Annotated in this window: 24 protein-coding genes and 3 pseudogenes; 14 read left to right on the plus strand and 13 right to left on the minus strand. The window is 68.1% G+C overall.

The features are described 5' to 3' along the window. Positions 1-59: 59 nt before the first annotated feature. The 3 genes and pseudogenes from C5E41_RS28450 to C5E41_RS28460 form a co-directional block, all read right to left on the minus strand. Positions 60-509: a hypothetical protein gene (locus tag C5E41_RS28450; protein ID WP_104378801.1), complete on the minus strand. Its 450-nt coding sequence runs from the start codon at positions 507-509 to the stop codon at positions 60-62. Next, positions 506-634 (minus strand): hypothetical protein, encoded by a 129-nt coding sequence (locus C5E41_RS35435; protein WP_258081322.1) that lies wholly within the window; start codon positions 632-634, stop codon positions 506-508. The genes C5E41_RS28450 and C5E41_RS35435 overlap by 4 nt, the downstream gene beginning before the upstream one ends. An 80-nt stretch (positions 635-714) precedes the next feature. Continuing rightward, positions 715-939: pseudogene (locus tag C5E41_RS28460) on the minus strand (DJ-1/PfpI family protein); the annotation flags it as partial. A gap of 201 nt (positions 940-1,140) precedes the next feature. On the opposite strand from C5E41_RS28460, the gene C5E41_RS28465 reads away from it, so the two are divergent. From C5E41_RS28465 to C5E41_RS28495, 8 genes are all read left to right on the plus strand, one after another. Continuing rightward, positions 1,141-2,079 carry a GlxA family transcriptional regulator gene (locus C5E41_RS28465; protein WP_104378802.1) on the plus strand — a complete coding sequence of 313 codons (939 nt, stop codon included), beginning with the start codon at positions 1,141-1,143 and terminating at the stop codon, positions 2,077-2,079. Between the two features lie 132 nt (positions 2,080-2,211). Beyond that, positions 2,212-2,478: a hypothetical protein gene (locus tag C5E41_RS28470; protein ID WP_146097722.1), complete on the plus strand. Its 267-nt coding sequence runs from the start codon at positions 2,212-2,214 to the stop codon at positions 2,476-2,478. After that, positions 2,475-3,401 carry an FAD:protein FMN transferase gene (locus C5E41_RS28475; RefSeq protein ID WP_104378804.1) on the plus strand — a complete coding sequence of 309 codons (927 nt, stop codon included), beginning with the start codon at positions 2,475-2,477 and terminating at the stop codon, positions 3,399-3,401. Before C5E41_RS28470 ends, C5E41_RS28475 begins: the two co-directional genes overlap by 4 nt. Beyond that, on the plus strand, positions 3,398-3,970 hold the full coding sequence (locus C5E41_RS28480) for a ferric reductase-like transmembrane domain-containing protein (protein ID WP_258081314.1): 573 nt from the start codon (positions 3,398-3,400) through the stop codon (positions 3,968-3,970). Before C5E41_RS28475 ends, C5E41_RS28480 begins: the two co-directional genes overlap by 4 nt. Then, positions 3,967-5,205: an NADH-ubiquinone oxidoreductase-F iron-sulfur binding region domain-containing protein gene (locus C5E41_RS28485; protein WP_104378806.1), complete on the plus strand. Its 1,239-nt coding sequence runs from the start codon at positions 3,967-3,969 to the stop codon at positions 5,203-5,205. Before C5E41_RS28480 ends, C5E41_RS28485 begins: the two co-directional genes overlap by 4 nt. After that, complete coding sequence (locus tag C5E41_RS28490; RefSeq protein WP_104378807.1) at positions 5,202-5,462, plus strand: ferredoxin; 261 nt, start codon at positions 5,202-5,204, stop codon at positions 5,460-5,462. Before C5E41_RS28485 ends, C5E41_RS28490 begins: the two co-directional genes overlap by 4 nt. Positions 5,463-5,471: 9 nt before the next feature. Further along, positions 5,472-5,594, plus strand: a complete 123-nt coding sequence (locus tag C5E41_RS35440) for a hypothetical protein (RefSeq protein ID WP_258081315.1) — start codon at positions 5,472-5,474, stop codon at positions 5,592-5,594. 32 nt (positions 5,595-5,626) lie between these two features. Next, on the plus strand, positions 5,627-7,093 hold the full coding sequence (locus tag C5E41_RS28495) for an FAD-dependent oxidoreductase (protein WP_104378825.1): 1,467 nt from the start codon (positions 5,627-5,629) through the stop codon (positions 7,091-7,093). Between the two features lie 19 nt (positions 7,094-7,112). Here the strand turns inward: C5E41_RS28495 and C5E41_RS28500 are convergent, their stop codons facing one another. Continuing rightward, positions 7,113-9,008: an alkyl/aryl-sulfatase gene (locus tag C5E41_RS28500; RefSeq protein ID WP_104378826.1), complete on the minus strand. Its 1,896-nt coding sequence runs from the start codon at positions 9,006-9,008 to the stop codon at positions 7,113-7,115. 269 nt (positions 9,009-9,277) lie between these two features. Between C5E41_RS28500 and C5E41_RS28505 the strand changes: the two genes are divergently transcribed. The 4 genes from C5E41_RS28505 (at position 9,278) to C5E41_RS28520 (ending at position 11,631) form a co-directional block, all read left to right on the plus strand. Next, positions 9,278-9,502, plus strand: a complete 225-nt coding sequence (locus C5E41_RS28505; RefSeq protein WP_104378808.1) for a DUF1049 domain-containing protein — start codon at positions 9,278-9,280, stop codon at positions 9,500-9,502. A gap of 31 nt (positions 9,503-9,533) precedes the next feature. Then, complete coding sequence (locus C5E41_RS34580; RefSeq protein WP_219823273.1) at positions 9,534-9,911, plus strand: hypothetical protein; 378 nt, start codon at positions 9,534-9,536, stop codon at positions 9,909-9,911. A 411-nt stretch (positions 9,912-10,322) separates the two neighbouring features. Then, on the plus strand, positions 10,323-11,279 hold the full coding sequence (locus tag C5E41_RS28515; RefSeq protein ID WP_104378810.1) for an endonuclease/exonuclease/phosphatase family protein: 957 nt from the start codon (positions 10,323-10,325) through the stop codon (positions 11,277-11,279). Between the two features lie 49 nt (positions 11,280-11,328). Further along, on the plus strand, positions 11,329-11,631 hold the full coding sequence (locus tag C5E41_RS28520) for a hypothetical protein (protein ID WP_104378811.1): 303 nt from the start codon (positions 11,329-11,331) through the stop codon (positions 11,629-11,631). Here the strand turns inward: C5E41_RS28520 and C5E41_RS28525 are convergent. Then, the gene (locus C5E41_RS28525) at positions 11,623-11,916 is read right to left on the minus strand and encodes a hypothetical protein (protein WP_104378812.1); all 294 of its coding nucleotides are present in this window, start codon (positions 11,914-11,916) and stop codon (positions 11,623-11,625) included. The genes C5E41_RS28520 and C5E41_RS28525 overlap by 9 nt on opposite strands. A gap of 567 nt (positions 11,917-12,483) precedes the next feature. On the opposite strand from C5E41_RS28525, the gene C5E41_RS28530 reads away from it, so the two are divergent. Then, positions 12,484-12,711 (plus strand): hypothetical protein, encoded by a 228-nt coding sequence (locus tag C5E41_RS28530; RefSeq protein WP_146097723.1) that lies wholly within the window; start codon positions 12,484-12,486, stop codon positions 12,709-12,711. A 147-nt stretch (positions 12,712-12,858) separates the two neighbouring features. Here the strand turns inward: C5E41_RS28530 and C5E41_RS34175 are convergent, their stop codons facing one another. From C5E41_RS34175 to C5E41_RS28540, 3 genes and pseudogenes are all read right to left on the minus strand, one after another. Then, positions 12,859-13,032 carry a hypothetical protein gene (locus tag C5E41_RS34175; protein WP_181063462.1) on the minus strand — a complete coding sequence of 58 codons (174 nt, stop codon included), beginning with the start codon at positions 13,030-13,032 and terminating at the stop codon, positions 12,859-12,861. Beyond that, positions 13,005-13,340: pseudogene (locus C5E41_RS35445) on the minus strand (oxygenase MpaB family protein); the annotation flags it as partial. The gene C5E41_RS34175 and the pseudogene C5E41_RS35445, both read right to left, overlap by 28 nt. A gap of 178 nt (positions 13,341-13,518) precedes the next feature. Beyond that, the gene (locus tag C5E41_RS28540; RefSeq protein ID WP_104378814.1) at positions 13,519-13,953 is read right to left on the minus strand and encodes a hypothetical protein; all 435 of its coding nucleotides are present in this window, start codon (positions 13,951-13,953) and stop codon (positions 13,519-13,521) included. A gap of 223 nt (positions 13,954-14,176) precedes the next feature. On the opposite strand from C5E41_RS28540, the gene C5E41_RS34180 reads away from it, so the two are divergent. After that, entirely contained in the window at positions 14,177-14,332 is a 156-nt protein-coding gene (locus C5E41_RS34180) for a hypothetical protein (RefSeq protein WP_181063464.1), read from the plus strand. Between the two features lie 135 nt (positions 14,333-14,467). Here the strand turns inward: C5E41_RS34180 and C5E41_RS28545 are convergent, their stop codons facing one another. From C5E41_RS28545 to C5E41_RS35450, 5 genes and pseudogenes are all read right to left on the minus strand, one after another. Beyond that, positions 14,468-15,316: a 3-hydroxybutyryl-CoA dehydrogenase gene (locus C5E41_RS28545; RefSeq protein WP_104378828.1), complete on the minus strand. Its 849-nt coding sequence runs from the start codon at positions 15,314-15,316 to the stop codon at positions 14,468-14,470. Between the two features lie 543 nt (positions 15,317-15,859). After that, a pseudogene (locus C5E41_RS35785) lies at positions 15,860-16,738 on the minus strand (RNA polymerase sigma factor); the annotation flags it as partial. 4 nt (positions 16,739-16,742) lie between these two features. Continuing rightward, positions 16,743-17,117, minus strand: coding sequence for a YciI family protein (locus C5E41_RS28555; protein WP_258081316.1), 375 nt, complete (start codon positions 17,115-17,117; stop codon positions 16,743-16,745). Continuing rightward, positions 17,114-17,683 carry a dihydrofolate reductase family protein gene (locus C5E41_RS28560; protein WP_104378815.1) on the minus strand — a complete coding sequence of 190 codons (570 nt, stop codon included), beginning with the start codon at positions 17,681-17,683 and terminating at the stop codon, positions 17,114-17,116. Before C5E41_RS28560 ends, C5E41_RS28555 begins: the two co-directional genes overlap by 4 nt. A 92-nt stretch (positions 17,684-17,775) precedes the next feature. Continuing rightward, entirely contained in the window at positions 17,776-17,907 is a 132-nt protein-coding gene (locus tag C5E41_RS35450; protein WP_258081317.1) for a hypothetical protein, read from the minus strand. Between the last annotated feature and the right edge of the window lie 195 nt (positions 17,908-18,102).

Genomic DNA, 18,102 nt, shown 5'->3' on the forward strand with positions numbered 1-18,102 from the left:
CCGCAATGCACCGACCACGCCGCGATCGTCGTCGTGTCGCGACCGGACACGCCGACGGTTCAGACGCCGGTGGTCGATCCCGGGCGCACGATCATCAGCACCGCGACGATCGCCCACAGCAGGTTGAAGATTCCGGCGGACATGGCCAGGCGCGCGGCCGTGGCATCGACGCGGCCGGCTGCCACGGTCGTGAGCGCGGCGCGTTGGTCGGGCAGGATCATCGTGGCCAGGATCGCGGCGGCGGCAGCGGTGAGGGCGATCGAGGTGATCAGCCACCCCGTCCCGAGTACGCCCAGAGCGGCACCGGTGGCCAGCCCGAAGATCGGGACCGCGAGACCGACGGCCGCATACACCCGGCAAATGCGGTGCAGTATTTGAAGGTTCGCACTCGTATCGGCCGATCCGGCGGCCCGGCGCAGGGCCGGGGGAAACATGCTGGCGGCGACGGCAACAGGGCCGATCGCGATTACCGCGGCCAGAACATGCAGCGAGAGCAGCACTTTCGTCACCGCGTGCGCTCCGGTCCGCCGCGGCGCACGCCGGTAACCGTCGACGCGGGCAGGCGTCCCGCCTTGGCGGTGCCGATGAGCACGTCGCCCTCTACGGTGACCGCGAAGGCGAGATTCAAGCGCATCGGTTTGCCGACGGCCTGATTCCAGGTGAGCCGATCACCGTCGAGCACGATGTCGTGCAGCGAAACCCGTTCGCCCGCACGGCGCTGAGGACCAGCACCACACCGGGTCGCGCCGGATCGAGTGCCGCGGTGGCGCGCGAGGTCAGCCCGCCGGTGCCGCTCACCACCTCCCGCGCCCCTTCCGCCGAGACCAGTTCGACGCTCACGGCGCCGTCGGATGCGGCCCCGCCGGCATAGAGCACCTCGTACGGGGCGATGACGTCCAGCGGATCGAACCCGTCGAACAGGACGATCTGAGCATGCATGGGAATCCCTTCGAATCCGCCCGGTCGGCCCGGGCACGGCCCGACGGTATTCGGCCGGGTCCACGGTTCCCAGTGGCGTTTTCGACAGGTTTCGACGGGAAAACGACATACCTCGAAAAAGCCGCCACTACCTGGGAGAACAGAGCGATACCCGGGGAATCATGGCGAACGTCACAGGCGGCAAGGAGGTATGTTCCGGCCATGCACACCGTCGCTGTTCTCGCCCTGCAAGGGGTGGTCTCGTTCGACCTCGCCGCCCCGATCGAGGCCTTCACCCGGACCCGGCTGCCCGACGGCCGCCCCGGCTATCAGGTCCGGGTCTGCGCCGAACAACCCGAGGTCGACGCCGGCGCCTTCACGTTGCGCGTCCCCTGGGGGCTGGCCGGACTCGAGGACGCCGACACCATCATGGTGCCCGGCACCGCGAACCCGGCCGCGCCGATTTCGCCCGCCGTCCGGGACGCGCTGCGGACCGCGGCCGCGCACGGCACACGTATCGCCTCGGTATGCTCGGGCACCTTCCCGCTCGCCGCCACCGGACTGCTCGACGGGCTGCGCGCCACCACACACTGGATCGCCGCCGCCGAGCTGGCGGCCGCGTATCCGGCGATCGAGGTGGACCCGGATGTGCTCTACGTCGACAACGGCCAGATCCTCACCTCGGCCGGCGCCGCGGCGGCCCTGGACCTGTGCCTGCACATGATCCGCCGCGATTATGGTTCGGCGGTGGCGGCCGACACCGCCCGGCTCTCGGTGATGCCGCTGGAACGCGAAGGCGGACAAGCCCAATTCATCGTCCACGGCTTCGCGCCCACGCCGCGTGGCTCCGACCTCGAGCCGCTGCTGAACTGGCTCGAGACCAACCTCGCCGCCGACTTGACCCTCGACCAGATCGCCGCGCGCGCCGGAGTCAGCACCCGCACCCTCATCCGCCGCTTCCGCGAGCACACCGGTACCACGCCGCTGCAGTGGCTGCATCGCGCGCGCATCCGCCGCGCCCAGCATCTGCTGGAATCCACCACCCATTCGGTCGAACGCATCGGCGCCCAGGTCGGCTTCGGTTCGCCCACCGCCTTCCGCGAGCGGTTCAAACGCACCACCGGCGTCAGTCCGCACAGCTATCGCCGCAACTTCAGCTGACCTTCGGCTCACGGTCGCCACCCCGGCAACTCATTGCTCACGCACAGCTCGCACCCAGCGTCGCTCCGCATGCTGGCCTTTCAGAGAGGGCCGACGCGCGTCGGCGAAGCACCGAACGAGCAGGTGACCGATATGGGAACGTCACATCCGAACCGCCGCCTGGGCCGGACAGCGGCCGGGGTACTCCTGGCCGTCGGCGCCGTCGGCACCACGACGGCGGCGGTCGTCGCATACGCCGACACCCAGTCCGCCGCGACCACCAGCACCAGCATCACCGACAACACCGGCAGCGGCAGCACCGGCAGCGGCGGCACTGATCAGTCCGCCGGCACCGCGGGTACCGTGCCCCAGCTGAGCCCCGGGCAGGGCACCGCGCACGCGCGTTCGAGCGGCTCATGATCTCGACACCGGCGGCAGAGACCACCGCAACCGAATGGGAGCTGTGGAGCACCACCGCCCATCTGGTCGTCACCGATCCGGCCGCGCTGGCCGGCGCGCGCCGCCTCGTCGACGCCCACCTGGATCGAGTCGACAACGCCTGCAACCGTTTTCGCGCCGATTCCGAAATCAGCACACTGACACCCGGCCGCCCGGTCACCGTCAGCGCGTTGTTCGACGAATATCTCGACGCGGCCCTGACCGTCGCTCGCGACACCGACGGCGACGTCGATCCGACGCTCGGCGCCGATCTCGAAAACCTCGGCTACGACCGCGATTTCACGCAGATCACCGCGGGGCCGGCGGTCGTCCCGCTGAGCGTCACCCGGCGACCCGACTGGTCGCAGGTGATCCGTTCGCCGCGGTCGGTGACGCTACCCGCCGGCATGCGGCTCGACTTCGGCGCGACAGCGAAGGCCCTGGCGGCCGACCGGTGTGCGCGCACGGTCGCCGAGGAACTCGACTGCGGCGTACTGGTGAGCCTGGGTGGCGACATCGCCACCGCCGGGCCCGCTCCCGACGGGCACTGGCAGGTGCTCGTCCAGGACGGTGCGACCCAGCCCGCCGCCCTCGTCCGGTTGCCCGCGGGTGCGGCGATCGCCACCTCGAGTACGATGCGGCGGCGCTGGATTCGCGGGGGACGGCCGCTGCACCACATCCTCGATCCCCGCACCGGCTGTGCCGCGGAGCCGGTCTGGCGCACGGTGTCGGTGGCCGCCGAATCCTGCCTCGCGGCCAATGCGGCCGCCACCGCCGCGATCGTGCGCGGGCGCGCGGCACTGCCGTGGCTGCGCTCCGCCGGTGTGCCGGCCCGGCTGGTCGACCGGGACGGGCGAGTCCTCACCCTCGGCGGCTGGCCCGACGAGCCGGAAGGAACTCGATGATGAACACCTCTGCGTTCGACCAGGCATTGTGGGTGTTCGGCCGGGCCGGCGGCATCACGGCACTGATTCTGCTGACCGTCGCGGCCGTCGCCGGGATCGCCGCCCGCTCGGGGCGGGCCGTCCTGCTCCCCCGCGCCGGCCTCGCCGAATTCCACCGCGGCGCGGCACTGTCGGCGACGGCATTCGTCGCCCTGCACGTGCTGGCAATGCTCGTCGATCCGTACGCCCAGTTGCGGCTGCTGACCGTCGTGGTGCCGTTCACCGGCGGCTATCGGCCGCTGTGGGTGGGTTTCGGCACTCTGGCCGTCGACCTGCTGGCCGTGGTCGTGGTCACCGCACTGCTGCGACATCGGCTGGGCCCCAACGTCTTCCTCCTGGTGCACTGGTCGGTGTACGCACTGTGGCCGGTGGCCCTGATCCACACGCTCGGGTCGGGAAGCGACGTCGACCGGATCTGGATGCTCACCCTCGTCGGTGCGTGCATCCTCGCCGTCGCCACCGCCGGCGTCTGGCGGTTCAGCCGCGGATTCACCGAATTCACCACTATCCCCGAAAGGAGCCGGCGATGACGACGACACCGACCGGAAATCCCGCGGCTCCACCCGCCCCGGCCGGCACCGAGCGGCTGCTGATGGCCGGCGCTCCCGGCCTTTCCGCGCATGTGGCCCGCTACGGCCCCGCCCGCGCCGTCGGCAGCGAGTTCATCGACATGGTGTCGGCTGCCGGTCTCACCGGTCGCGGGGGCGCGGGCTTCCCGGTGGCGCGCAAACTCGCGGCGGTGGCCGGCGGACGGCGCGCCGTCGTCGTCGCCAACGGCGCCGAGGGCGAGCCGGCCAGTGACAAGGACGCGGTATTGCTCTGGCGCGCACCCCATCTGGTGCTGGACGGCCTGTCCGTGGCGGCTGCCGCCGTAGGGGCGCGGCGATCCCACCTGTACGCCCCGGAGTGGCTACTCGACCCGATTCGTCACGCCCTCGCCGAGCGGCAGTCCACCGGCTACGACACGCGGCGCGTGGATCTCACCCCAGCCGCCGACACCTTCCTGGCCGGGGAGAAGAGCGCGGTACTCGAGCGGCTGGCCGGGCGCGCACCGATTCCGCGGGACAAGCCGGTCAGCACTTCCCGCTCCGGGCTGAACGGCCGCCCGACGCTGGTGCAGAACGTGGAGACGCTCGCGCATCTGGCACTGCTGGCCCGATTCGGCCCGGCCTGGTTCCGTTCTGCCGGAACCCCCGACGAACCCGGCACCATGCTGGTCACCCTGTCCGGAACCACCGCATCCGGTGTCGTCGAGATCCCGCTCGGCACCGGCCTGATCGAATTGATCCAGCGGTTCGGACGCACCGATCCGGCCCAGGTCCAGGCGGTCCTGATCGGCGGGTACCACGGCACCTGGCTGCCGGGCAGCGCACTGGCCGGCGCGGCGATGTCCCGCAACGCCCTGCGCCACTGGCAAGCATCGCCCGGCGCCGGGGTTGTACGCGTACTACACCACGACGAATGCGGGCTGCGGGTCACCGCAGACCTCATCGCGTACCTCGCCGCCCAGAGCGCCGGACAGTGCGGGCCGTGCCGGAACGGATTACCGCAGCTGGCCCGCACCCTCGGCGATCTGGCGGCGCACGGCCGCTCCCGGCCGCAGGACATCGCGCGCATCGCCGATCTGGTCGACGGTCGCGGCGCCTGCCACCATCCCGACGGGACGGCGCGGCTGGCACGTTCGGCCCTGACCGTCTTCGCCGAGGAAATCGACCGTCACCGGCACGGTTGCTGCCGTGCCCGTTTCCAGGGAGCCGCGCTGTGACCGCACCCGATCGCCCCACCTGGCGCCTGCACATCGATTGGACTCGCTGCGACGGCCGCGGCCTGTGCAGCGAACTGCTGCCCCATGCCATCGCCCGCGACGACTGGGGCTTTCCGCTCACCCGCCACCACGGGGATTCGGTCATCGACAGTGGTTCGGCCGCCGCGGCCCGTGACGCGGTGAGCCTGTGTCCGCGCCTGGCGCTGTCGCTGCGGCGGATCCGATGCCCCGGGGTTGAAGACGACCATCCCGGGTAAGGGCTCGGTATGGAATTACTGGTGATCGCCGGCTTGGTCGTCCTGGTCGCGGCGGTGGTGCTGTACCGCACGATCCACAATCACCGGTCGGGTCCGGCGGAGCCGCCGGACAAAGAGGGCAACCTGCGGTGACCCGGCGCGCGCAACGACAGGAGGCTGGTTCGGTGACTTCTCTGTGGCTCGATCGAGCGCCCGTCTCGGTCCCGGTGACTCCGGATCCCGGCGGGGAGTACGACGTCGTGGTCGTCGGCGCCGGGCTCACCGGTCTGGTGACCGCCCTGCTCTTCGCGCGCGCCGGGCGCACGGTCGCGGTCCTCGAGGGCCGCACGATCGGCGCGGCCGCGACCGGCAACACCACCGGCAAGCTGAGCTTGCTGCAAGGCACCCACCTCTCGGCGATCATCGCGAAACATTCGACGGGCACGGTGCGCAAATACGTCGACGCGAATCTGGAGGGCCAGCAATGGCTGCTGCGGTTCTGCGCCGAGAACGAGATCGCCATCCAGCGCGCCGACGCGATCACCTACGCCGGCACCGAAGACGGAACCGACTTGGTACGCAAAGAATTTCGCGCCTGTGAGCGGGCCGGGCTCGACGTCGCGTGGTCCGACGACACCGCCCTGCCGCTCCCCACCTACGGCGCCGTGCGACTGGCGGAACAGGCGCAGTTCGATCCGATGGACGTCCTCGAGGGACTGACCCTGCAGGCCTGCCGGCACGGTGCGACGATCTTCGAACACACCCGCGTCCACGCCGTCCACGGCGATACGGTGTCGACCGACCGCGGCGATATCCGCGCCGGAACCGTCGTGCTGGCCACGGGCACACCGATTCTCGATCGCGGCGGGTTCTTCGCGCGACTGGAGCCGCACCGCTCCTACGCGGCCGCGTTCCGGGTCCCCGGCGATTTCCCGCACGACATGTACCTGTCCGCCGATCAGCCCACGCGGTCGCTGCGGTACGCCCCGCACGGCGGGGAGGATCTGTTGCTCGTCGGCGGCAGCGGGCACGTCGTCGGCCGCACCCGTTCGGAGAAGGCGCACGTCGCCGATATGTACAACTGGACGCGCACGCACTTCCCCGATGCCGAGCTGACTCACCGCTGGTCGGCCCAGGACTATTCGGCCATCGACGAACTGCCCTACGCCGGACCGCTGCTTCCCGGCAGCGATCACATCCTCGTCGCCACCGGCTACGCGAAATGGGGAATGACCAATGCGGTGGCGGCGGGCCTCGCGCTGGCCGGCATCGCGCTCGGCGGCCATCAGCCGTGGGCGCAGGCGTATCGCACCTGGCGCGGCAGCGAAGTGACCGGGCTGGCGAAGGCCGCGTCGATGAATCTCCAAGTCGCACGGCACCTGACGACGGGCTGGCTGAGCGCGGCCTTCGGCGGCGGCGGCACCCCCGCCGAGGGCGAGGGCAGGGTGGAGCGTCGCGGAGTCCGACCCGTCGGAGTCTGCACCGTCGACGGCACCACCTCGGCCGTCTCGCCGATCTGCCCGCACCTGCACGGCATCCTCAACTGGAACGACGCCGAACGTTCGTGGGATTGTCCGCTGCACGGCTCGCGATTCACCCACGACGGAAAACTGTTGGAGGGACCGGCTACTCGCGATCTCGAACAGCTGTGAGGGGCTGGTCGCCGCCGGCCTAGGGTGTCACGATGGCGAAGTCGGGATCGGGCGCGTCGAGATATCCGACCAGTTCGATCAGCGTCGACACGTTCCCCTCGGCGGTCACCGCGCCGTCGGCGATCAGCTGCCGGATATCCTTCGCACCGAGCAGGGCCGCGTGCAGATCGGCGTCGGACAAAGTGAACGTGGCGTCCGGGGCCGGCACATCCGCGCTCACGTCGAAGTGGACGAGGACGCCGTTGCGCAACTGAGTGCGATGCACGAGATTTCGATCGGAGACATTCCAATCGATGGTGATCTCGGCCGACCAGGCCTTGGGGCCGTCGATCCGCAGCGCGATGGCGTCGAAAAGCTGTTCCACCGTGAGCGCCGCCGCGATATCGGGTGCATCGGCGGTGGTCGGTGTGCCGACCGATCCGTGGCGCAGCTCGTAGGCGCCCATCAGGAAGAAGTTGCGCCAGGTACCGTTCTCCGAGCCGTAGCCGAGTTGTTCGAACGTGTCGGCCTGCAACGCCCGCGCTTCTCGATTGTCCGGTTCGGCGAAGATCACGTAGTTCAGAACCTGTGCCACCCAACGGAAATCGCCGGCGGCGAACGAGTCGCGCGCCTTCGTCAGTACCTGCTCGGCACCGCCCATGTAATGAACGTGCCGCTTCGCCGATTCGGTCGGCGGATGCTCCCACAGGGCGGCCGGATTACCTTCGAACCATCCCATATAGCGCTGGTAGATCGCCTTCACGTTGTGGCTGACCGAACCGTAGTATCCGTGCGCATGCCAGGCCGCGGCGACGGCCGGGGGCAATTCGATGGTTTCGGCGATTTCGATACCGATGGCGCCCTTGTTCAGTGCGCGCACTGTCTGGTCGTGCAGATATCCGTACAGATCACGTTGCAGCGCAAGGAATTCCGTGAGCTTCTCGGTACCCCAGGTCGGCCAGTGGTGCGAGGCGAACAGCACGTCCGCCCGCGCGGCATAACGATTGATCGATTCGGTCAGATATTTCGACCACACATGCGGATCGCGCACCAGGGCTCCGCGCAGCGTCAGCAGATTGTGCAGGGTGTGCGTCGCGTTCTCCGCCATACACAGAGCACGCTGGTCGGGAAAATAGAGATTCATCTCCGACGGCGCCTCGGTGCCCGGAGTCATCTGGAACTCGATGCGCACGCCGTCGACGACCTCCGTCTGCCCGGTGTGGGTGATGTCGGTCGTGGGCGTGATCAGGGTCGGGGTTCCGGTCGAGGTCGTCGGCCCCAATCCGGCGCCGACCGCGCCCTTCGGCCCGCGCCCCAGCGCCGCGCCGTACATGTAGGCGGCGCGCCGAGCCATGGCGGTGCCGGCGTAGACGTTCTCCTCGACCGCGTGTTCCACGAATCCCGACGGCGCGAGAATCGGGCAGCGGCCCGCCGCGACATCCTCCGGCGTGGTCACACCTTTGACGCCGCCGAAGTGGTCGATGTGCGAATGCGAATAGATCACTCCGGTCACCGGCCGGTCACCGCGATGAGCGCGATAGAGCGCGAGTCCGGCGGCGGCGGTTTCCCGGGAGATCAGCGGATCGATCACGATCACACCGGTATCGCCCTCGACTACGGTCATATTCGACAGATCGAGCCCGCGAATCTGATAGATCCCCTCGGTCACCTCGAACAAACCCTGGATGGCGCACAACTTCGACTGCCGCCACAGGCTGGGGTGCACGGTGGGCGGACATTCCGCGTCGAGGAAGGAGTAACCGTCGCTGTCCCACACCACATCGCCCGCCGCATTCTCGACCACTCCGGGTTCCAGCGCCGCGATGAAACCGCGCCGCGCGTCGGCGAAATCCTGATCGTCCCCGAAGGGCAGCGCCCGGGTCGCCTCCTCGTTCCGGGTCCGCACGCTGCCGGAAACGTCGCCCTGGCCGCTCATGGCACGCACCCCAATCTGCACGAAGGCTGTGGTTGTGTCGACTCGTCTGCGACACTCCCAGCGCCGTCGAGAAGCCACCTCACCCGAGACGGGTGAACATGATTGCCGCGGCCGACACCGCCCGCATCCCGCGACATACGCACCGGTCCCGAGCGGAAATCACCTGTTACGGGTGAAGCCCGCCCGGCTGTAACCCGAGATCATCGGCTCGACGGCATCCGGCGCTGCCGGTCGGCAATCGTGTCACCCACGAGTACCAGGAGGACGATATGGATCGGGCCGCGAAACCTTCCCTGCTGTCGCGCATTTCGGCACGGCAGTGGGTGGCGATCGTGCTGGCGGTGCTGGCCGTCATCTTCGTCGCGCAGAACCATCATCGCGTCGACATCAACATCCTCACCGTCACCATCCGGTCGCCCATGTGGCTGATTCTGCTGATCATGTTCCTCGTCGGCTGGATCGCGGGCCTGCTCACCCGGCGCAGCCGGCGGTGACCGGGCGGCATTCCCCGAGAGAATGATCAGGATGGCGGCCACGATCGGGATCGGCGAGATCACGATCCGGGCCGGCGCCGAGAAGATCCGCGCCACGTGGAATCCGGCGGCGCCGGGCCTCGTGCCGCTACAGCAGGCGCTCCCGGCCGTAGGTCGCGAATGCGGCCTCCACGTTGGACCCGGTGACCGGCAGATCGGCCGACACCCGAAGCAGTCGTGGTGTCCCCTTGGTGCCGAGATCCCTTTGCGCGGTGAGGAATTCGGCGAGAGTGTGGCCGCTCGCCGGGTCCTTCCGGCGAATCTTCCCGCTGGGTGGGCCTCAGGCGATGGCACCGTTGGCGAAGAGAATCTGGCCGTTGATCCAGCGGCCGGGGCCCGCGAGAAAGGCACACCCGCGCCGGGCGGGTGATCGCCGAACTCATCGGACAGTCCCACACCGATCCGGACTTGTCCGCCGCCCTGCGCCTGCCACCACCGCCTGCTGCTGCCGAACCTGCCCTCGGCGAGCACTTCGCCAGCGCCCTCGTCGCCAACGTCCCGCACGGCACGGCTACGTCGCCAGAAGGCCGAAAACCCGTCCGAGAGGAATGAATACACTCACTACGTCCGCGAGCCGATCGATCGATGGGAGTGCCGTGCCGTTCCCCCTGCCCGGACCGTACGCGCACGGGATGCCCCCCATCGGCGACGGGCACGACAATCCTCGGCGGACGACGGCCGAATGGTCTTACCTCTCGGCGTCCTGCCTGCGGGATGCGCCGAGCACGAATGAGGCCGCGCGGCGGGCGCTCACCGGATCCGGGGTGCGGGGGTCGGGAGCGTGAGGGCGGCGTGGGGGCGGATCGCACTCGAATCGATTGCCGCGGTCGCGACACTCGTGGGCGCCGGCGGTGTGGCGCTGCACGTCAATCGATCCGAGTCCCGGTGGCTGGTTCTGGCGGCGTCGGGCGCGCCGTATCTGATGTGTGCCGCGCTGGTCGGGGTGGCGCTGTTCGCTGCCGCGAGGCGGTGGACCGGGGTAGGGGTGGCCATTGCCGTTGTGGGCGTTGCGATCTGGACGCAAGCTCCGTTGTATGTCGGCCGCTCTCCCGGCGATCACGGCACGCCGGTGACGGTGATGCAGGCCAATCTGCTTTTCGACGGAGCCGATCCGCAGGCGCTGATCGAGCAGGTGCGCGAGCGCAGGGTCGACATTCTCACCGTCGAGGAACTGACTCCGGCCGCGGTGCGCGCGCTCGAGGACGTGGGCCTGGACCGGTTGTTGCCGCATCGCCATCTGTCACCCGGGCGTGCAGCCACCGGTACCGGAATCTGGAGCGCCTATCCCCTCTCGGACACGGTGGAATACGACGGATTCGTCCTGAATCAGCTTTCCGCGACAGCGACCGTCCCGGGGACCGGACCGGTTACCGTGTACGCCTTCCATCCGGTGCCCCCGATCTCCGGAACACACCTGTGGGCCGACGAATTGTCCCGGCTGCGAGCCATTCTCGACCGCTCGCCCGCGGATCGGCCGGTGATCGTCGGGGGCGATTTCAACGCGACCTTCGACCATGCCCAGTTCCGCGTGATGCTCTCGGGCCGGTTCCACGACGCGGCCGAACAGGAGGGCTCCGGCCACCTCGTCACCTATCCCACCGACAAGCGCTGGCCACCGCTGGTCGGCATCGACCACATCCTGGTCGCCGACGGCCGCGCGGCCACCGTCGACACGATCGGCCTGCCCGGCGCCGATCACAAAGCGCTGATCGCGGAACTGCGCCTCCTTCCGCAATAGCTCGGATCAGCTCCGGCCGGTTGTCGGTGCCCGCCGCTATCGTGCGCATATGCACCCGGCTACCGCAGTCGTCGCGGACATCGTCGCAGCGATCACCCCGCTGGATCCCCTGGAGCAGGAGCACATCGAGCAGACGCTGTCCTGGCTCGCCGGCACCGACGACATCTTCCGGCGGGAACCTCCCGTCACACCGCCGCAGCATCTGGTTTCGTATGTGGTGGTCGTCGAGGTCAGGGCTTGTGTTCCTCGCGGGGGCGGTCAGCAGCGCGTGCGGTCACACACGGCGACGAACATAGCCGCGACTCGGCAGGTCGTCCATCCCGTCTCGGGCCCGATGCCCCATTCAGCCTAGATACGGCTCGCCACGTTGCTCTGCATGGTGCTTCAGCCGTAGACGAACCGTATCGTGTACCGGTATCTCGGGGAGTTCGTCCGGCCGGATGAATCGGACTTCGGTCGATTCGGCGCTGACCGCGATTTCCATCACCCCGCCGGGAAGCGACCAGTTACCGGAGTCGCTTCGGCGCTGCATCAGGATCGAGCCGTCGGTGTCGACTACCAGAGCGGAGCCGCCGGGAACCAACGAGTTCGGCGTAGGTGCGTCCGGATCGCGGTAGTAGTCACGCCGTGAGCCCATCCCGAACCCCTTGTGAGCAGCTGGTGGTTGTTTCCCAAATCTGATGCATTCGGCAGCAGTTCGAACATGAACGGGTAGGCGTACCCGATGATGTCGATCTGCTTCGTCGCTTTGTGTAGTAGCTGAACCCACAGATCAGTCGGGATGTCCGCTCGGTGTGCGTATGCTCCGACGACTTCGGCTGTCGCCGGCGCTCCGGCGGTTTGGTCCGGCCGGGTCTGCGGCCATAGCGCGTCTTCGGATTCGTGGAGTATCCGCGCTACCTCCGCGCGGGTACGTCGGTGCGGCACTCTTCCGGCCAGCCACCGGTTGACGGTCTTCGTGTCTACGCGTACCGCTGCCGCCAGCGCGGCCGAATCGAGCTGTGCGCGAAGCATTGCCGATTGCAGGCGATGACTCATACCAGAACTTTAGGGGACGTTTCGAGCGCGAGAAAGTGTCCACGAGAACGTCCCCGACGAGGTTCAGGTGTCCGACCTGCATAAATACCGTTTCGGTAGCCCCGGCGCCGGGCCGAAACCGACTTCCCCGGCGCCGGGTGCCCTACCAAGCGACGATGGAGCCAACATGGATGCGAAGCCGAGGGGTACAAGGCTTTACGTATTTCCGGGCGGCGTGCTCGAGACAGCCGACTACGGGGATGACGAGTGCGGCGGACTCTTTCTCGAGTTCCGCGCTAACTCACTGCCGCAACGTATCTCGGCCGCTGCCGACGTGCCGTCACCTATCGGATCGGTCGATCCGGCCGACGCCGAGACGTGCGAGCGGGTGCTCCGGCTGCTGAGGGAACTGTGATGCAAGCACTCGGTTGGATCGTTGTGGTCGGGCTGCCGCTGGGCGTGGCCGTCTGGGCTGTCAGGCCGGATCGAGACCGAGGCGCCCCGTACCGATCGCGGTACGGGGATACATCCTACAGGCCCCGAGTTGTCGACCGGGAGACGATCAGGGCTTGTGCTCCTCGAGGTGGGTCCAGTAGCCGGGCGCGTAGTAGGTGTACTTCGCCGCGGTGTAGACCGCCAGCACTCCCCCCTCGAGGAACTTGAAATTGTCCTCCGGACCGGGGAAAGACTGCTCACGGTCCGGCCCACTTACTGTCGTGTATACGCGGAAAGGCATGACAACCACGGTATCCCTCTCACGGGAACCGCGGACCGCCCCTCACCGACTTCTACACCAGCGATTTTCCGAGTGCCTGCCGCCGCCGCAATTTCCTCGATGTACCCATCGAACGGATAGCTGCGCCAGTGTGGCCACGGCCGTTCCGGCATCTGCAAGGTCGTGCCGAAACGTGCGGGCTCACGATAGAACTTCTCGGCCAAGTTATCGTCGATTCTTCCGTAGAAGAACCGAGTCGAATCATCGACGCCACGATAGATGCAGGCGGCCACCCGGAGCTGGAGTTGCGGTTCGACGGCGTTGTAGCGAACCGGGCCGCCGGGTTGTTGTGCAGCGGCGACGTCGACATTCGACGCCGACGGCCGGCTGAGCGAATCCGGCCCGCCACAAGGTTCCGCGCGAGGTCGTCGTCGACGAACTGCCGCGCAACGCGACCGGGAAATTACCGTGGCGTCAGCTGGAATCCGAACGCGTCGCGCCCGCCGTCTAATTCGCTGCGCAGAACCGATCCGCCATCGGATACCAGCCGGGGGCCGCCGACGCGAGTTCCCCGGCGACACCGAGTAATTGCGCGGCCAGCAGCTCGAGGCCGGTCTCCGGCCGGGCGAGGGTCGTGGCGAGCCCCACCGGTACGGTTGCGCTCAACTCACGCAGCCGGGTGAATCCGTCGGGATCCCGGTTCGCCGCGCAATACAGCAGTGCACTGCTCCATCGCTGGCAGAATTCGGCACTGTCCCACAGGTTTTCGGCAGAGCCGACGTCGATGACCACCGTGGGCGGCCCGTCTATCACCCAACCGCTGCGGGTGACCCGGCCGACCACCGCCACCGACTGCTGCCCACAGAGGCGGTCGATCACACTTCCGAGCGGCCCGTCCGCACCGACGATCGCCACCGCACCACGATCGGCCGTTTCCCGCATACCCACCTCACCTGCCTATCAGATCCACCAGTTGCCCGCAGCCAGGACAGCGCCGTCTCACCGTCCGGCCCGACGACGTAGAACGGATAGCTCTGGTGGACACCGGAATTCACGAACTCCGCGATCTGGGCCGTGCGCTCGTCCACGGCGTTCGCGTCGAGTTGGCCGGCCAGCACGGCGCGGGCTCGCGATTCGACAGCCGCCGAACGGGTACGCGCACGGCATGAGTCATCCCGAGAACACCGACGCACGCGCCGGCGCCGAGCAGGACGATCAGGAAACTCAGGGTAAGCGCACAGTCGATGCGCCGCCGAAACACTCCGGCAAACTGGCCGGGCCCGGACCCGCCCGCGACCAGAACGAAGACCCTGACACCTGACTCGCCACTGTGACGGCCGACGGTTTCGCCTGTGCGCCGTCGCATCGCGCCAAAGGTGCGAAAGAAAGTGCCGAGGCCGGTCGGCTCCGGCCCGCGTTCCGGGTCGGACATCACCGGCAACGCGGGCCACCACCGCTAGTTGTATTCGTAGAACCCGCGACCGGTCTTGCGGCCCAGGCGGCCGGCGTCGACCATGCGACGCAGCAGCGCCGGGGGCGCGTAGTGCGGCTCGGCGAATTCGCCGTAGAGCGATTCGGCGGCGGCGAGCGCGACGTCGAGGCCGACGGTGTCGAGGAGGGTGAGCGGGCCCATCGGGTAGCCGCAGCCGCCCTTCATCGCGGCGTCGATATCCTCAGCACTGGCGTAGCCCGATTCCAGCATCCGCACCGCCTGGCACAGGTACGGGATCAGCAGCGCGTTGACGATGAATCCGGAGCGGTCACCGGCCTGCACGGTGGTCTTGTGCAGGGTGTTCTTCGCGTAGTCGGTGACGGCGGCGGCCGTCTCCGGCGAGGTGACCAGCGTCGAGATCACCTCCACCAGCGGCATCACCGGCACCGGGTTGAAGAAGTGCAGGCCGACAACCTGTTCGGGACGCTGCGTGGCTCCGGCCACCTTGATCACCGGGATCGAGGAGGTGTTGGTGGCGAGGATGCCGGCCGGCTTCACGATCTTGTCCAGCTTGCCGAAGATCTCGTACTTCAGCGACTCGATCTCCGGAGCGGCCTCGATGACCAGGTCGCGGTCGGCGAACTCCTCCATGTCGAGGGTCACCCGCACCCGGGCGAGCACAGCGTCGGCCTCGTCCTGAGTGATCTTGCCCTTCGTCACTCCCCGCGAGATCGACGATTCGATGCGCTTGTGCGCCGCCTCGGCGAAGTCCGGCGTCGTCTCGAGGACGAGAACCTCGCTCCCGGCCTTCGCGCATACCTCGGCGATTCCCGCACCCATGGTTCCGCCACCGATCACACCGATCAGCTTCACAGTCGTCTCTCCCACCATCTCCGTTTCGAACACTTTCGCACCCATTATCGCTGTTCGGGTAGTTGGAACAGATTGCGGGCAAACCTCGGGAGCCGGCAACTGCTCCGTCACCTGCCCCGCCGCGATGGGCAGCCGGGCCGCACGGTTACGCAACAACGCCTGTTCGGCGGCGTTGGCGGTGAGAGCGGCGGCGCGCAGGTAGGCGGCGCGGGCTTCGGCCGGACGGTCCAGCTGCGCGAGAAAATGGGCGCGCACGGCGTGGAGCAGATGGTAGGAGTCGAGTGCGCCGGTCGCGGCCACCGCGTCGACGAGGTCGAGGCCCGCGGCGGGGCCGTGCACCATGGCCACCGCGACGGCGCGGTTCACCTCGACGACCGGCGACGGGAAGCGTTCGGCGAGAACGGCGTACAGGCCGGCGATGCGCCGCCAGTCGGTGTCCTTCGAGGTGGCGGCCATGGCGTGCGCGGCGGCGATGGCCCCCTGCAAGGCGTAGCGGCCGGGCGGAACACCACGCCGCACGGCCAGGTTGTGGGCCCGGCCGAGGGCGGCGAAACCGCGGCGGATGGACAGCTGATCCCAGCGGCTGCGGTCCTGATCGGGTAGCAGCACAAGCTGTTTCGTCGCGTCGCTGCGCGCACCCGTCCGGGAGCCCTGCAGTTCCACGAGGGCGGCGAGGCCGAACGCTTCCGGCTCCCGCGGCATCAGCCCGGTGAGGATGCGCGCCAATCGCAGTGCGTCGTCGCACAGTTCGGCGCGCACCCAGTTCTTTCCGGAGGTGGCGGCGTAGCCCTCGTTGAAGATCAGATAGATGACCTCGAGCACGGATTCCAGCCGATCGGCCAGCTGCGGACCCGACGGAACCTCGTAGGGCAGCTTCTTCTCGGCGATGGCGCGTTTGGCTCGCACGATCCGTTGTGCCACTGTTGTTTCCGGCACGAGATACGCGCGGGCGATCTCGTCGGTCGTCAGGCCGCCGACCATGCGCAGCGTCAACGCCACCCGAGCCGGCTGCGACAACGCGGGATGACATGCGGTGAAAACCATGCGCAGCAGGTCGTCATCGATGTCGTCCGTATTCGGTTGCTCGCCGGTCTGTTCGGTGAGCAGGTCGTGTCCGAGCATCGGCAGTTTGCGGGCGAAGGTGGCGTCACGCCGGATCCGGTCGATGGCGCGGTGTTTCGCGGTGAGCATCAGCCAGCCGCCCGGGTTCGGCGGAATCCCCGCGCGCGGCCACTGTTCCAGGGCCGCCAGGTGTGCGTCCTGTGCGAATTCTTCGGCGGTGGCGATATCACCGACCAGCCGGGTAAGCCCGGCCACGAGTTTCGGCCATTCGATGCGCCACGCCGCCTCGACGGCCCGAGCCGCCGGTGAGCGGCCGTCGGCACCGTCGTGCGGGCGGCCACTCACCTCGGATAAGGACATGGCGTCAAGCCTGGTCGTCGAGCTGGCGAATCTCCAGTTCGATATCCCATTCCGGCCCGTGCACCCGCAGAAACCGCGAACCCCATTCCACGGCTTCGTCCTGCGAGCGGGTCTGCACGAGGCAGTACCCGCCGATGACCTCCTTGGACTCACTGAACGGGCCGTCGAGCACGCTCTGCTTGCCACTGGTCTGGCGAACCCGGACGCCTTCCCCGACCGGTCGTAGTCCCGCGGTGTCGAGCAGTACGCCGGCCTTGGTCATCTCCTCGAGCAGTTTGCCCACATTCTCGGCCATAGCGGGATCCGGCCCCTGCGTCGGCGCGGCCGAGGGATCGAGACGGATCAGCATCAGATAGCGCATGTCCGCATGCTTCCTCATCGCACCTGGTAGCGCAGATACACCGCGCCCGAACCGAAAGCCTTGGACTCCAGCAGGTCGAGATCCAGTTTCGCCTTGTCGTGAAACACCGGTGTGCCGGAACCGAGCGTGACCGGATGGACGACGATACGGAATTCGTCGACCAGACCCATATCGATGAACGAATGCACCAGTTTGGGACTGGCGTAGATCGCGATCACGCCGCCGTCCTCGCTCTTCAGTGCCTCGATCTGCGCGGCGAGGTCGCTGCTGATCAGCCGGGTGTTGTTCCAGTCGGCCGACTCCAGCGTGGTGGAGCAGACGATCTTGTCCAGGGCGTTGATCCATTCGGCGTGCCTGCGCTCACCCGGCGAACTCTCGGCATTCGGATGCTGCGACCAGTATCCGAACATCCCCAGATAGGTCTCCCGCCCGTAGACCGCGGTGTCGAAGTCGGCCTGAATATGCTCGGCATACGCCTGCAACTCGTCGTCATAGGCGCGGAACGTGAACTCGAATCCCAGATTCTCGCCGGAGGAGGCGAAACCGTCCAGCGTCATGTGCTCGAAAGCCACCACTGTGCGCATGCTTGTGTCCTTCCAGGGGTGGGCTGCCTCTCAGCCCCTCACCTACTCCTCGAACGGGGCACCCCCGGAATCGACATCACCGGGAAAAAAATTCACCGCTTGCGGCCCACCGCGGCATATCCGGCGGCCGAAGGCGCGGGCGCACCGGTATCGAGCCTGCTGACATCGTCGGGCAACACGGGAGCCACCCCGCCGGCGTGCCAGTCGTCGATCGCTTCGACCACTCTCGCATCGGGTGCGGAAAGGAGTTAACCACCACGCCCGCCCGCACACCACGGTGTCGAAGACGGCGCGGGCGCGCTCAGGATCACCCTTTCCGAACACTTACTGCCCGGCGACCGGGCTGAGGCAGCTGGCCGGGGGGTCGACGAAGATGCAGAGCTGTCTCTTATACACATCTGACGCTGCCGACGACTTAA

Source organism: Nocardia nova (assembly GCF_002933465.1).
GTDB classification, from domain to species: Bacteria; Actinomycetota; Actinomycetes; order Mycobacteriales; family Mycobacteriaceae; genus Nocardia; species Nocardia nova_B.